The following is a 15,164-nucleotide window of genomic DNA, read 5'->3' as shown; positions in this document are numbered from 1 at the left end:
ATCTTAAAAACTAATAATATTCAATATAATGTTTGTGGCAAATATTCTTATACATTTATATTGTGCAATAAGAGCAAGGAAAAGTATATTCTTCAACTAAAAAATGTAGCAAATGAAATTAATAAAAGAATTTAAGGAATTTGCCGTAAAGGGAAATATGATCGATATGGCTGTAGGTATTATCATAGGGGCCTCCTTCAACAAAGTCGTGGATGTTTTGGTTAAAAAGGTGTTTATGCCTCCTTTGTCCCTGCTTTCGCATGGTATCAATTTTGAAGACAAACGGTTGGTGTTACGGGACGCCATAATGGATGCTTCAGGCAAGATAGTTTCCGAAGAGGTAGCCATAGGTTATGGGGCCTTCTTGGAAACACTGTTGGATTTTTTAATTGTTGGATTTACCGTATTTATTGTGGTGAAATTTATGAACCGCCTCCGCAACCGCGCTCAAAACACTGCCGATAAAACTGTGGCAACTCCTAAGGATATAGAGCTGTTGTCTCAGTTAAATACACTCATGGAAGAGCAGAACAGTCTTTTAAAATCGCGATTGAAAGATTGACGACAAATAAAGGTTTTAAGTAAAAATAACTACTTTTAAATCATGAGAAAACTAATAGTATTGGTGTTGGCAGTTATGTTTATGAACTGCAAGCATACCGCAGAGCAGCAGGAAGCTGTAACTGCTTCAGTAGTAGAAAACCAAGTTGAAACTCCTATGGAAAAAGAACAGATTTACCAGTTTAAGGTTGAAGATTTATATGGCAAGCCATTTGATTTTGCCTCTTTAAAAGGGAAGAAGATCATGATTGTCAATACGGCTAGTGAGTGTGGTTTGACGCCTCAATATGCCCAATTACAAGAGCTGTATAATGAGTTCAAGGATGAAAACTTCATTATTGTAGGTTTTCCAGCTAATAACTTTGGAGGTCAAGAACCTGGAAGTAACAATCAGATTGCTACCTTTTGTAAAGAGGACTATGGCGTGACGTTTCCCATGATGGGGAAAATTTCGGTGAAGGGAGATGACATACATGAGGTGTACCAATTTTTGACCCAAAAGTCGAGAAATGGTTTGGAAGATTCGGAAGTACAATGGAATTTTCAAAAGTATCTTTTAGATGAACAAGGCTATTTGGTAAAGGTGATTTCTCCTCAAACTTTGCCCGTAGATGAATCCATTATCAACTGGATTCAGGGACAGTAGGGTAACATAAAATTAATGAAAACTTAAACACTTTAGCCCTTAAAAATCAAGAGCTAAAGTGTTGGTTGTGTGTTTTGTTTTGTAATTTTAGATTCTAAAATTCAGAATAATATGTCACACGATAATTTAGGACTCAACACAACTTGTGTTCATATAGGAGAAGTCAAGGACGAGCAATTTAAAAGTGCCATTTCACCTATTTATGTATCTACATCCTATGCGTTTCAAGATGTAGATCAAAAGCGTTATCCGCGTAGTTTTAACACGCCTAATCAGGAGGCATTGTCCAAAAAGTTGGCAGCTTTGGAGCATACTGATAGAGCCCTTATTTTTGGTTCTGGGATGGCTGCGGTAAGTAGTATGTTGTTTGCTCTGTTGGAAGCAGGGGATCATTTGGTGGTTCAAAATACTATTTATGGAGGCACCAGTAATTTTATTAGGGAAGAATTCCCAAAACGTGGCATTGAGTTTACTTTTACTGAAGGCTATGAAGTAGCCGATTTTGAAAAGGCTATACAATCCAATACCAAAGTTATTTATATAGAAACACCTTCCAATCCCTTATTGACCATTACCGATGTGAGAGGCGTGGCCCAATTGGGAAAATCCAAAGGCATCATCACAGCCATTGATAACACCTTTGCAAGTCCCGTAAACCAAAACCCCATAGATTTTGGGATTGATTTGGTAATGCATTCGGCAACCAAGTATTTGGGAGGCCATAGTGATATTCTGGCAGGAGTAGTTGTAGGTCCTAATGATCTTATGGAAAAAGTATGGAGAGTGGGTAGGAATTTTGGAGGAAACCTTAGCGATTTTACCGTATGGATGTTGGAGCGCAGTATCAAAACTCTAGGGTTGCGCGTTAAGGCACAAAATAGAAATGCCAAAAAGATCGCCAAGTTTTTGGAAGCTCATGAGGATGTAAAACAGGTGTACTATCCAGGCTTGAAAAGCCATCCGCAACATGCCTTGGCAAAATCCCAAATGAAAGGGTATGGCGGTATGCTTTCTTTTGAATTGGCAGATGGTTTGGATGCTTTGGAATTCCAACAATCCTTGCAACTCATCAAGCCTTCGTTAAGTCTAGCAGGGGTGGAGACCACAACAGTTTCTCCTCATTTAACGTCACATTCCCTTATGACTGCTGAAGAGCGTGCGGCTATTGGCATTAGTGATAACCTTATCAGATTTTCAACGGGTATTGAATGTAAAGAGGATTTGATCAAGGATTTGAAACAGGCATTAGCCAAAGTAAAAGGAGAAAACGTTATGGCTTAATATTTTTGAGCAATAAAGAGGCTAGGATTGGGTTTTGTAAAAGAGAAACAATTCGTAATTTGTCCTCTTAAAACAAATCTTCATGAAACTAGATATACTTGCTATTGGGGCGCATCCCGATGATGTGGAATTGGGGTGCGGTGCCACTATAGCCAAAGAAATAGCCAATGGAAAATTGGTGGGGATTATTGATTTGACCCGAGGCGAATTGGGGACTCGAGGCACAGCCGAAACTCGAAAGGAGGAAGCTCGCGTTTCTGCCGAGATTTTAAGGGTGTCCCTACGCGAAAATCTTGGCTTTGCCGATGGCTTTTTTGTAAATGATAAAGAGCATCAACTAAAGCTTATTGAAGCCATTAGGAAATATCAGCCAGAAGTGGTGCTTTGCAATGCCATTGACGATCGGCATATAGACCACGGAAAAGGGAGTAAATTGGTGAGCGATGCTTGTTTTTTAAGCGGCTTGATGAAAATTGAAACCGAAGCCTTTGGTGAAAAGCAAGAACCATGGCGTCCTAAGTTTGTCTACCATTATATTCAGTGGAAAAACATTGAACCAGACTTAATTGTGGATGTTACTGGTTATGTCGATGTTAAAATAGATGCGGTAATGGCTTATAAAACACAGTTTTATGACCCTAAGGCCAAAGGGCCACAAACGCCAATTTCCAGCAAGAACTTTACCGATAGTATTGAATACCGTGCTAGGGACCTAGGTCGTTTGATTGGTACAGAACATGGGGAAGGTTTTACTGTAGAGCGTTGTATAGCAGTAGATAGCATTTTTGATGTAAAATAAATTGAAAAAAAGTTTTGCAGTAATGATGAAATCGTTTACATTTGCAAACCAATTAAAACGGTGGTTGTAGCTCAGTTGGTTAGAGCGCCTGATTGTGGTTCAGGAGGTCGTCGGTTCGAGACCGATCTTCCACCCAAAATTACCAAGCCTTTCTTTTTTAAGAAGGGCTTTTTTTGTGGCTCAAAGTGAATAATTAAGGAAGGTTTCAATGAAGATAAAGTCTTACGAATCTTTAGGGCATTTGTAAAATGGATGAGAGAAGTAATTGATCGACTGATGTAATTGTTTTATTAGAATCTATATCCAATCCGTACATGTAAATTTGCTGCTATTTCTTTTCCATCCCTTGAATAGCCTGCTGCCTTGGCAAAGGTATACCTATATCCAATACCAATTCCTGATTCGAAATTGAAATGTTTGCCGAGATTCCTTTTAATTCCCCAGGTAGGGATTACAGAAATATCACTAATTACACGAACATTGTCATAATTGGAAATAACAAACCAGTCAGGATGGTAGCTTGTTCTAAGTGAAATGAAATTTCCGCTATTACCATCGATACTTTTGGATTTGCGTACCCTTCGATTTAGATTATAGTACCACCTTGGTTCCAAGGTTATCACTGGGGTCATTAGAAATCCTGTTTTTTCGTAAAATGTCCCCGCCCAAATTCCGCTGTCGAGCCCTAATTCAGATCGAAATGCTATGGAGTTCGATAATTTTAATTCATTATGTCCCCAAATTCCTAGAAATCCAACTTGGACTCCAAAGGTTGATTCTTCTACACTTGAATTTTGGGATTTTGCAATTAAAGCAATTCCACAAAGGGCTAGGGTAAGAATGGTTTTTTTCATTCGTGTTATGGTTTGATGAATAAATGTTTTTTCTAGTAGTCTATGAGTTGTAAACTTTTAGAATCTTCATTTCAAGTCCAAGGCTTTTGCTACCTCTACCATTTTGATAAATTCAGCCCGGTATCCTTCAGTATCATCTCCTTTTGAATTGGTTGCCATGGTAATCACTTTGTCATAGGTTGTATTACCTTTAAATTTGGAATCCCTTAGCAACATACCAAACTGAGCCACGGATGCGGCAAACCTAAAATCTGAAGAAGTGTTACTTAACCTAATATTGCGGTCAAGAATTATTTGCTCAAACCCATTACTTGTGGAGTCTGTTGGAAGTTTATATCTAAACTTTATGGTGGCTAGCTCATCACTTGAATAAGCTGTAGTGGTTATTTGAGTAGCTTGGTATTTGTATTGTGCATCTTTTGTATTGCTTGAATCTTGTGCTTTCGGAACAATTTCATAGAGGGCTGTAACTGAATGTCCGCTGCCTAATTCTCCAGCATCTTTGGTGTCGTCGTCAAAATCTTCATTTTTTAACAGTCGATTTTCATAGCCAATAAGACGGTATTGGTACACTTTGGAAGGGTTAAATTCAATTTGAGTTTTTACATCTTTGGCAATGGTGTGTAGAGTGCTACCCATTTCATTTACCAAAACTTTTTTGGCTTCAAATAAATTATCTATATAGTAGTAATTACCATTCCCATTATCGGCTAACTGCTCCATTTTAGAATCTTTATAATTTCCAGAGCCAAACCCTAGAACCGATAAATAAACGCCCGTTTTTCTTTTTTCTTCAATAAGTCGTACAAGTTCTGCATCGCTGGATGTTCCTAAGTTGAAATCGCCATCCGTGGCCAAAATAATTCTGTTGTTCCCACTTTTTTTGAAGTTTTCCTCTGCAATTTTGTAGGCTAGTTGGATACCTTCTCCTCCTGCGGTACTACCACCAGTTTCCAAGTTATTTATGGCTTGTATGATAACTTCTTTGTTATTGCATGTGGTTGGAGGTAATATCAAACCAGCTGCACCCGCATACACTACAATGGCAATTTTATCTTGTTCGCCTAGTTGCTCCAACAACAAATGAAACGATGATTTCAGTAAAGGCAATTTGTATGGATCGTTCATAGACCCAGAAACATCCAAAAGGAAAACTAGATTATTTGGCGGAATATGTTCTGTTGGCATGGTTTTGCCTTGAAGCCCAATATGGAGTAATTTGTTTTTATTGTTCCATGGGCATTCTGAAATTTCGGTATGAATAGCAAAGGGGTGTTCGTTTTGAGGAGCTTCATAGTCATACTTGAAATAGTTGATAAACTCTTCAATTCTTACGGCATCTTTAGGGGGTAATTGCCCTTGGGTAAGGAACCTTCTTGTATTACTGTAGGAGGCCGCATCAACATCAATAGAAAAAGTGGAAAGTGGATTTTTTAAGACTTCCAGAAATTCATTTTCCTTGATTACACCATATTCTTCAGTATTATAGTCGTCATTTTCTTCTATAGTCATGAAATCGACTGTTTCATAAATAGTTTCAGATTCGGAAGATTTGTAAGGACCTCGATTGCAGCTTGTAATCATAAGGAAAACTATGATTAGAATTGAGTGGGTTTTCATAAGTACTTCTTTTTAATTGTTGGTGATTTTTTGAATTGACTCTTTTGAAGAGTTTTACTTAGAAATTTGAATTTTTCTTACAAAAACAGTGCCAACAATTTTTATCTGATTACGTGTTGTAAGGATGAGAAGTAAATTGATCTAATGAATATAAGGGAAAGGTCATGTTTTTTAGTCTATTCAACGACTTGGTAGATGGTTACGGGTTCACTTTTATTTTTTAGGGAAATGCTTCCTATTTTTTCACAGATAAAGGACTCTTTTACTTTTTCGTAGCAATCTTCGCTAATGATGATTTGATTTTCCTTGGCGATATCCTGTAATCGGGCGGCAGTGTTTACGGCATCTCCAATAACGGTATAGTCCAGACGTTTTAAACTGGCCGATCCTATATTCCCAGAAATGACTTCCCCGCTTTTAATCCCTATGGATACTTTAGGGGTAAATGCCAGATCATTGCTCATTTGTGGTAGACTGTTGATTTTATTTCTTACCGCCAAGGCGGCATCTATAGCGCGATCTAAATGATATTCCCCTCTAAATACAGCCATAATAGCATCCCCAATAAATTTATCGATATAGCCATTTTGTGCCATGATTTCCTTTACCATTTCATCAAAATAGGCGTTTATTAGTGACACTACCGTGTTGGCTTTTGCATTTTCACTAATAGCTGTAAAGCCACATATATCAATAAAAATGGTAGTGGCTTCAATAGTTTCGTTATCCATGATGGTGACTTCAAATTCACGGCTGTTCATAAAGTTGAGGACACTTTCATCTACGTACATTTTTAAGATGTTGTTTTCCTTGACGGCTTGTATGGTTTGCTTGATATAGCGGGCGTGGTCAAGGGTTTTTTCCATGGTAAGGGTGAGGTCTTCAAAGTTGATGGGTTTGGTAACAAAGTCAAATGCACCACGGTTCATGGCTGTACGGATGTTTTCCATATCTCCATAAGCCGAAACGATTACAGCTTTAAGAAGAGGCTTTTGTTCGCTTAATTTTGAAAGTAGGGTAAGGCCATCCATTTCTGGCATGTTGATATCACTCAGTACAATGTCCAAATCAGGTAAATCGCCTATTTTGTCTAGCGCCTCATTGCCGTTTTGGGCAAAGTAAAATTCATATTCTTTTTGTCTAATTTGCTTTCTGAATTTTTGCTTTATCAGAACCTCTAAATCCGGTTCGTCATCTACTACCAATATTTTTGACATAACTAATTAGGTTTAAATCCGTAACTTTTAATTGGTTGTTCTACAGTCGATATCATGATATTATTTTCATAATGTTCCTTCTACTTAATGAATATCTTTCCTTGTTTGGATATTATACCTCTTACTTTTGGACTGTATCTTCATTGTTGATAGGTAATAAAATGGTAAACATGGTTCCCTTGTCTAGATCCTTTCCTGATACATTGTTAATGTTTATCGGTTTACCGTCACTGGTTTTAACGGTTAAGGTGCCGCCATGGGTTTTAATGATATCATACGACAATGACAATCCTAATCCTGTTCCTTGACCACTGGGTTTTGTTGTGAAAAAGGGCTGGAAAATTTTGTCCACCACCTCTGCAGGGATGCCATGACCATTATCGATAATATTGATTTCAATTTGATCGCCCACTTGTTTTGTTGCAACAGTAACCATTGGTTTATAATCGGGAGGGGCTGTTTTTTTCTTTTCATTTACGGCATAAAATGCGTTGTTGATGAGGTTTAGCAATACGCGGCCAATATCTTGGGGAGCTACCATGATTTTTGGGATTGAGTCGTCCAAATCCATCTGCATACCAGCCACAAAGGACTTGTCGCGAGCCCTAAGGCCATGATAGGAAAGACGCATGTATTCATCTGCCAATTTGTTGATGTCTGTCAATTCTTTATCGGAGCTACTGTTGCGGCTATGCTGTAGCATGCCTTTTACAATGGCATCGGCTCTTGTGCCGTGGTGCCTAATTTTTTCTTCATTGGCGGCGATGTCTCTCATGAGTTCTTCTTCCAGTTCAAGATCTCTTTCGCTTTCCGGTTTTTGTCTCTCGGCTTGAAGCTCTTCTATAAGTTCAGTGTTGATTTCTGAAAAATTATTGACAAAATTGAGAGGGTTTTGTATCTCGTGGGCAATACCCGCGGTTAACTCTCCTAGACTCGCCATTTTTTCGGATTGGATAAGTTGGGTTTGGGTGGCTTCAAGGTCGTGAAGGCTTTTCTCCAATTGGGAGGTGCGGTGTTTTACGCGCTCTTCAAGGATGCGGTTTTCCTTTTTTAACCATTGGGAACGGTAATTGCTAATGCTGTAGAGGATCAAAGCAAACAGGGTTACATAGGCCAAATAGGCCCACCAGGTCTTCCACCATGGAGGAATAATGTTGAAACTTAATTCTACAGGCTTACTCCATACATTGTTATAGCCCTTTGCAATGACTTTAAAAGTGTAATCCCCAGGGGGAAGGTCTCTGTAATTTTCACTTTTTGCTTCGGTGATGATATTGCTCCAGTTTTTGTCAATGCCCTCCAAAAAATAACGATAAACTACTGAGTTTGGATTGGAATAGGCCAAAGCATTAAAATTAAAACTGATGTAATTTTGATTGTGGGGGAGTTGTAGTTGCAATGGTAAATTATAAGGGCCTTCTACATTGTTGTATTCAATATTGGGGTCTAAAGCGCTTGAGGGGCTATTGCTATTTAAGGAATTACTATTGTCTAGAGGGGTTGGTAAACCTTGTTTTTTGTTATCAAGGATTTGGGAGTCACTTTTAAAGTTAATGGTTGTGTCGTAGAGGTTGATGCCAGTAATAAAGGTTTTTATTGGTATAGTATCCAGTTTCATTTCATCCAATATAGAAAGGATTTTGCTTTCAATCCCAATCCATAACCTACCCTGATCATCAATCATGGAGCTACCCATGTTCACATCCAAATACTGTAAGCCTTGTTCCTCTGCTATAGTGGTGACTTGCCATTGTTCATTTAAAGAATTGGCCCTTTCCATTTCTTCCAAAATGTTGATTCCTCTGAGGGAGCCAACATAGATTTTGTTGTTATGACTGTTAATATCGAAAATTTCATTTGATACCAAACCTTGTTCTTTTTGGAATATTTTAACTGAGCCGTTGCTAGGATTAAAGAGATAAGCACCTCGATCTGATGAAATCCAAAGTTTGTTTGGCTCACTTATATGAATATAGTTAAGGTTGTCGGTTAAAAAGCCATTTTCAGAAGTGAAATGCTCAATTGTATGATGTTGAGGGTCTATGCGATAAATGCCTTTTCCATTTGTTGATGCCCAAATGTTATTGTTGACATCTTTGCTAAGAGAATAAAAGCCGGTTCCACTTCCAACAGTGTCCAATTGGATTTTCTTAGCTTCTGTTAACTCTTTGTTTAGGATTAATATATTTCCGTCAAAGCTAGTTAGCCAAAAATTGCCGTTTTCGTCTTCAACTTTTGGCCCATAGTTTTGTAGTTCTTGGTCTTTAGTTAGGTATTGAATGGTTTGCTTTTCGGGATCTATAATGCTAATACCAGGAGAACTATTCCCAGTTGCCCAAATTCGATTTTTAGAATCTTTAAATAGATTTCTATTGTCCTCATGCAATAAATTGTCTTTGATACCAAGGTTTTTAATAGTCTTTGTTTTAGGATTGTAAAAGTCTATTCCACCTCTTGAGCCAATCCAAATGCTTTTATCATCGAGCATCACGTTACTCCATATGCTATCATTTGATAAGCCATCAATTGAGGAGTAATTACTAGCTCTTCCTTGTGATGTGTTTAATTTAAATATTCCACCGGTAGCCACAAATTTTTTGGTGGACCATATATTACCTTGATAGTCCTCCACAATGGATGCGATTGGTCGTCGACCCTTAGAATTATCTAAAATAAATTTTTCAATAGTCTGGTTGGATGGATCGTATTTTAAAATGGAGCCGATTCCTGTACCTAGCCACATATTTTTATGTTTGTCTTCATATGTGGAGGCGATGCCAACCCAATCTTCTATAAATTTAGAAACAGGTAGTCTGTTGTAAGTTTTATTTTTTTTGTCGATAAAAGCGACGCCATCCAGTCCTCCTATCCATAGGTTGCCTTTGGAGTCTTCTTCAATAGAAATGATTTTATTGCGTAAGCTATCTTTCTCTTTTTCGAATACTATGGATTGATTTGTACCTTTCTTAAGATCAAGGATATTTAAGCCATTAAACGAGGAAAGCCATACAAGACCTTCTTTATCAGTTAAAGGTGAAATATAAATTGAAGGAGTAGATTTCATTAATCCTTCTTTTGGAGTAATGTTTTTTATGGTTTGGTTTTCCAGGTTTATTACATGGTAGCCAAAATTAATATTGGAGTACCAAATATTTCCATACTTATCTTCTGTAAAGCCATATCCATCTCTTAGAGGAATGTCAGTAATAATTCTATAAGCTAATTTAAGTGATGGGTCTAAAATCCAAAGCCCACTATTACATTGTATCCAGATACGGTCCTTAGTATCGATAAATTGGCAAAAGGCATAAGATAAATCCAGACCTTGGTCAATTCCATAAAACTCAAATTTATGGGAGTCATAACGAGCAATCCCTACTTGGGTGCCAACCCACAAAAAGCCATTGTTGTCTTTTATAATATTGTTTGGCGAACCCGTTAACCCAAATGCTTGGCCTCCCGTTTGAACCCCTCTAGAGGTGCCGCTTATATTTGATAAAGGCCCCGCTTCGATAATATCAGGCTCCCCTAATGTTATAGTTTCTAATTCAAAGGTGAACGTGGGTAGAGAATCCAAATTGAATGGAGTAGAGGGGAGTTCGTTTAAATCAAGGTGTTCAGATTCTATTTGCCCCTCAATGTTGGTAATGTCATCTATAACAAAGGGTTTGGAAGGGATGCTCTCTAAGTCTAATTTCTTTGTAGGTAAGGGAGCCAGTTTAATGGAGGGGATGGAGTCCCAATTGATGGTGTCCTTTTTAGGAAAGGTTATTTTTTTCTCTATCGGGGGAAGGTATTCCATGTCCCATTTTGGTAATGGAGGCGCAGGAATCTTTTGTTGGCATGAAAAGAGCATCAAGCTTATGGTCACGCAATAGAATCCGATTAAGAATATTGGTTTTTGCTTATACATGGTCAGCTGTTCTAGATATTGAATGTTATAACATTTGATGGATTTCTTTTCTTAGGGATTCAAAGTCGATTGGTTTTGTGAAGAATTCCTTGGCACCGGATTGTATGGCTCTATTGAAATTGTCACTGTCGCCGTAAGCTGAAATCATGCTTACGGTGATATTTGGGAATTGTGATTTAATCTTGTCCAATAATTCCAAGCCCGTCATTCCCGGCATGTTGATATCGGAAAATACATAAACCACTTTGGGAGGGTTTTCCCGTTCCAGTATTTCCAAGGCTTCAGAACCAGAAAAGGCGAACAACAATTCTAGATTTTGGTTTCTTACTTCTCTTCTGAATTTTTGACGAAACAAGGTTTCAATATCTCTTTCGTCATCTACAATCAATACTTCCATAAGGCTGTTATTTGTTGGTTACATATTCATATACAGGATAAGTGGCATCTGCTTTTCCCTACTTTTTAGGCAGTGAATAGAAATGTTTTTTATGGTTGTTATGTTTGGGGTTTCAGCTTGAATAGCTTTTGTTCTTAGGGAACGGTCGGTTTTATTTTGGGAGGAATTGGGGATTATGATGAAATGCTTATTTCGTAAAAAACGAAATTTCTTCAGTAAGCCTTACTAAATACGATGTAAAACTTCATAACTAATATACAATAAAAATGATAATGAAATGAGGCTAAGTGAAATAAGTTGGAGTTGTGATGCTTCTTAGTGAGTAAAAGGAAGGGAGAATACGCTTCTCAAAAAGGAAGGGAACCCAGTTTTAATTGTGTTCAATTATTCTTGGTTCCCTTGAGAATGGAATATGTGGTCAAGTAAAGTTTTTAATAAACCCCACGGATAAACTCCTGTACGGTTGCTTTGTAAAATTCAGCAAGTGTTGCGTGTAGTTCTTTTGATAGTGGAGGTAGTTCAGATACCAGGGCATTGGCTTGTGCTTGATTTGGGGAACTGGCCCCAGGAATGATTGTAGACACGGCTTTATGATCTAAAATCCATCTCAAAGCTAACTGTGCCATGGTCATGCCTTTAGGTACTAAAGGCTTTAGGGCATCTGCAAATTCTACACCTTTTTCAAACGGTAAACCAGCAAAGGTTTCACCTACATTAAAGGCGTTACCATCCTTATTGTAGTTTCTGTGGTCTTCTTTTTCAAAGGTGGTAGTTTTAGTGAATTTACCCGCCAATAACCCACTGGCCAAAGGTAGACGTACAATAATGCCCACCTCTTTGGCTTCGGCTTGAGGTAATAATTCATTGACCAATTTCTGTCTGAAAATATTAAAAATAACCTGCAAGGATTGCAGGCCTTCTTGCTCTAAACACAACAGTCCTTCTTCAACCGACTCGACACTGGCTCCAAAGGTTTTGATGAGTCCTTCGCTTTTAAAATCGCGTAACCAATTGAAAACGTCTCCCTTTTGCATTTCGGCAGTTGGAATGCAATGCAGTTGCAACAAATCCAAGGCATCTACACCCAAGCGATCTAGGGAATGCTCGATGGCCTTTCGCATGGCATCTTTGGTGTAGGATGATGGATAGACATCGCCGCCGCGGCCAAATTTGGTAGCCACTTTAATATCTTTATCGGTTTGCTTTAAAAATTCCCCGATAAAGCTTTCGCTTTGCCCATTACCATAGACATCGGCGGTATCAAAAAAAGTGATACCGTTTTCTACGGCAGTGTTTAAAATATCCAATGCCTTATCTGTAGAAAATTGCTTTCCCCAATCGGCACCAATTTGCCAAGTTCCCAAGCCTATTTCGCTGACTTCAAATCCGTTTTTTCCTAAGTGTCTTGTTTTCATTTTAATGTTTTAAGGCTGAATTTAAGTTCAAAAATAGAGCCCTTTATAAAAATTTCCAAGTTCTAAATTTAAAGTGTTTTTTAGAGGAAAGGTAAATACAATATTGGTTTTAGCGGTAAAAAGAAAAATCCTTACTTTTTTAATGTAAGGATTTTGATAGTTGCTATAAACTTTCTGAGATTAGATTACTGCTATCGTATTTATAACTTTTGTAAATATTGCTTTTAGAGATGGTTGGGGAAAAGCAAATATTATTGTTTGGTGTATTCCTTGTAGTAGTATTCAGTTGGTTCTCCATTAACAATTTCTCCATTGAATTGAATTCGTAGGGTGCTGTTGTCAATGAGTATTACATTAGGGATGCTCCCATCGCAATCCTCACTTAGGCATTCATACTCAAAAGAAACTTCATAAACCTCGTTTATATTATTCCATGTTCCAGAGGTACTGTAATAACCGTTTACACATTCATTGTCAGGAGTACTGTAATTTGTGAAACTGTAATTTCCATTGGAATCAAAAATTTGTTGCCCTTGACTCGAACATTCATCTGCTGGAAATTCATATTCGGTGTTATTATAAAAGTCAACAGCTTTGGAGAAGTTCCAAGTGCCTGTAATTGGATCTTCGGTAACTGGATTTTGCGAGTTGTCGTCAGAAGAGGAACAGGCAAAAATTGTTGAAATTAGACAGAATGCAAAGAATAGGTTGTGTTTTTTGATAAGAGATTTTGTCATTAGATTGGTTTTAAGTTTTGTTTTAGTTCAAATTATAGCTGCAATAAACAGAAATATTTTGCGAAAACATAGATTTATTATATTTTCTTACAAGAGACTAAAAGTTCTAAAAAAAAGCCTCCCAATATGGAGGCTTTTTTTTTAGTGTTTTCTCTTTTTATTGAACAGCTTTATCAGCCACAATACGTTGCTCTTGGTTGGCCAATTGCCATGCAGTGTAGAAAACCAAACGAGTTCTGGTTTCCAATAAATCGTAGACTATTTTGTCTGGTGTATCGGTTGGCTTGTGGTAATCGGCATGGGAACCGTTGAAATAGAAAATAGCCGGAACATTATGTTTTGCAAAGTTGTAGTGATCTGATCTGAAATAGAAACGGTTGGGATCGTTCTCTGCATTATAAGTGTAATCAAGATCTATTTTAGTGTATTTTTCATTGGTAGCTTCAGAGATTTGGTGCAGTTCTGTGCTCAAGCGATCTGCTCCAATCAAGTATACATAGTTTGGGTTATCTGTATGCTTGTCATCTACACGGCCAATCATGTCGATGTTTAAATCGGCTATAGTGTTTTCCAAAGGAAAAACAGGATTGAAATCGGTGTAATACTTAGAGCCCAATAGGCCTTTTTCTTCTCCGGTTACATGTAAAAACAAAATGGAGCGCTTAGGTCCTTTCCCTTCTTTTACGGCTGTTTTAAAGGCTTCAGCAATTTCCAAAAGGGCCACTGTCCCTGAACCGTCATCATCAGCACCATTGTAAATCTGTCCATTTTTGATACCCTCATGGTCTAGGTGGGAAGAAATTACCAAAATTTCTTCTGGTTTTTCTGAACCTTTGATAAATGCCAGTACATTTTCAGAATTAATGTTATTTGATTCCGTGGTAATATCTATTGTTACAGTTGCTTCGATAGTTTTGGAGTTATTATCTGTAAGGATGTTGGTGTAAATTTCTTTACCAACAATGTCGTTGATAATGAAATGCGGAACATTTATCCCGTCTCCTTGAACCGCCATGGTGCCATGGTTACTTTTGGTTGCTTGCTTTTGGTAGAAATTGGCCACACGATCAAAGGATTCACTATCCATATAGATAACCGCTTTGGCTCCTTTCGTAATGGCAACGTCCCTTTTTAAGTTTCTTGCACCGCGACCAGAGGTCCAAATGGTAGGTTTTTCGGTTCCCGAGGTGATATAGGTGCCGTCCTCGTTTTGTGGTTCCCCCGATTTCATAAGCACGATTTTGTCCTTTACATCGAGGTTGTTGTAGTTGGAGTATTTTTCTGATTCAATACCGTAAGCCACATATACAATGTCTTTGGCCTCTATATGCTGAGTAGAGGACGTTCCTAGAGGAGCGTAGTCAACAAAACAGGTTAAGGTTTTCCCGTTTATGAAGATATTGGTTTGGGATGTTCCCTTTATTTCCAAAGGAACCTTTTGAAAGTAAGTGCCTGCCATAGGTGAAGGCACTTCCATATCTTGATATTGTTGCGCCAAGAATGCTACGGCTTTCTTTTGTCCTTCGGTACCAGTTTCCCTTCCCTGAAATTCGTCAGAGGCATAGGTGTAAAGTAATTCTTTGAGTTCTGCGGATGTAATCGTATTGGCATAAACCGTAGGATCTGTAGAGGTAGGGGTTAGGTTGAAATGTTCGTTTTTCTTGGAGCTGCTACAGCTAGATATTAGCAACGCGAGGCAGCAAAGGGTAATCAGGTTTTTCATT

General features: G+C 38.0%; 12 protein-coding genes and 1 tRNA gene. 5 read left to right on the top strand and 8 right to left on the bottom strand.

The annotated features are described in order from the left end of the window. The first annotated feature begins 112 nt into the window (after nucleotides 1-112). The 5 genes from mscL (at nucleotide 113) to AC6I5C_RS13195 (ending at nucleotide 3,422) form a co-directional block, all read left to right on the top strand. On the top strand, nucleotides 113-562 hold the full coding sequence (gene mscL, locus AC6I5C_RS13215) for a large conductance mechanosensitive channel protein MscL (protein WP_497905559.1): 450 nt from the start codon (nucleotides 113-115) through the stop codon (nucleotides 560-562). A 42-nt stretch (nucleotides 563-604) separates the two neighbouring features. Then, nucleotides 605-1,207, top strand: coding sequence for a glutathione peroxidase (locus AC6I5C_RS13210; RefSeq protein ID WP_497905558.1), 603 nt, complete (start codon nucleotides 605-607; stop codon nucleotides 1,205-1,207). Nucleotides 1,208-1,318: 111 nt separating this feature from the next. Beyond that, nucleotides 1,319-2,488: a trans-sulfuration enzyme family protein gene (locus AC6I5C_RS13205; RefSeq protein WP_497905557.1), complete on the top strand. Its 1,170-nt coding sequence runs from the start codon at nucleotides 1,319-1,321 to the stop codon at nucleotides 2,486-2,488. A gap of 82 nt (nucleotides 2,489-2,570) precedes the next feature. After that, nucleotides 2,571-3,287 (top strand): bacillithiol biosynthesis deacetylase BshB1, encoded by a 717-nt coding sequence (gene bshB1, locus AC6I5C_RS13200; RefSeq protein ID WP_497905556.1) that lies wholly within the window; start codon nucleotides 2,571-2,573, stop codon nucleotides 3,285-3,287. 59 nt (nucleotides 3,288-3,346) lie between these two features. Continuing rightward, nucleotides 3,347-3,422, top strand: a tRNA-His gene (locus AC6I5C_RS13195). Nucleotides 3,423-3,577: 155 nt separating this feature from the next. Here the strand turns inward: AC6I5C_RS13195 and AC6I5C_RS13190 are convergent. From AC6I5C_RS13190 to AC6I5C_RS13155, 8 genes are all read right to left on the bottom strand, one after another. Further along, nucleotides 3,578-4,141, bottom strand: coding sequence for a hypothetical protein (locus AC6I5C_RS13190; protein WP_497905555.1), 564 nt, complete (start codon nucleotides 4,139-4,141; stop codon nucleotides 3,578-3,580). Nucleotides 4,142-4,207: 66 nt separating this feature from the next. Then, entirely contained in the window at nucleotides 4,208-5,761 is a 1,554-nt protein-coding gene (locus AC6I5C_RS13185; protein WP_497905554.1) for a vWA domain-containing protein, read from the bottom strand. A 176-nt stretch (nucleotides 5,762-5,937) separates the two neighbouring features. Continuing rightward, nucleotides 5,938-6,978, bottom strand: a complete 1,041-nt coding sequence (locus AC6I5C_RS13180; protein WP_497905553.1) for a response regulator — start codon at nucleotides 6,976-6,978, stop codon at nucleotides 5,938-5,940. A gap of 121 nt (nucleotides 6,979-7,099) precedes the next feature. Further along, entirely contained in the window at nucleotides 7,100-10,891 is a 3,792-nt protein-coding gene (locus tag AC6I5C_RS13175) for an ATP-binding protein (RefSeq protein WP_497905552.1), read from the bottom strand. A gap of 25 nt (nucleotides 10,892-10,916) precedes the next feature. Then, nucleotides 10,917-11,288: a response regulator gene (locus tag AC6I5C_RS13170; protein WP_497905551.1), complete on the bottom strand. Its 372-nt coding sequence runs from the start codon at nucleotides 11,286-11,288 to the stop codon at nucleotides 10,917-10,919. Nucleotides 11,289-11,719: 431 nt separating this feature from the next. Continuing rightward, complete coding sequence (locus AC6I5C_RS13165) at nucleotides 11,720-12,703, bottom strand: aldo/keto reductase (RefSeq protein ID WP_497905550.1); 984 nt, start codon at nucleotides 12,701-12,703, stop codon at nucleotides 11,720-11,722. Between the two features lie 251 nt (nucleotides 12,704-12,954). Continuing rightward, entirely contained in the window at nucleotides 12,955-13,440 is a 486-nt protein-coding gene (locus AC6I5C_RS13160; RefSeq protein WP_497905549.1) for a hypothetical protein, read from the bottom strand. A gap of 157 nt (nucleotides 13,441-13,597) precedes the next feature. Next, nucleotides 13,598-15,163, bottom strand: a complete 1,566-nt coding sequence (locus AC6I5C_RS13155; protein ID WP_497905548.1) for a M28 family peptidase — start codon at nucleotides 15,161-15,163, stop codon at nucleotides 13,598-13,600. Nucleotide 15,164: the final 1 nt, after the last annotated feature.

It is taken from the genome of Mangrovimonas sp. sgz306409 (assembly GCF_059735265.1).
The sequence above is the reverse complement of the archived record's forward strand: the minus strand, read 5'-3'. Positions and strand labels throughout refer to the sequence as shown.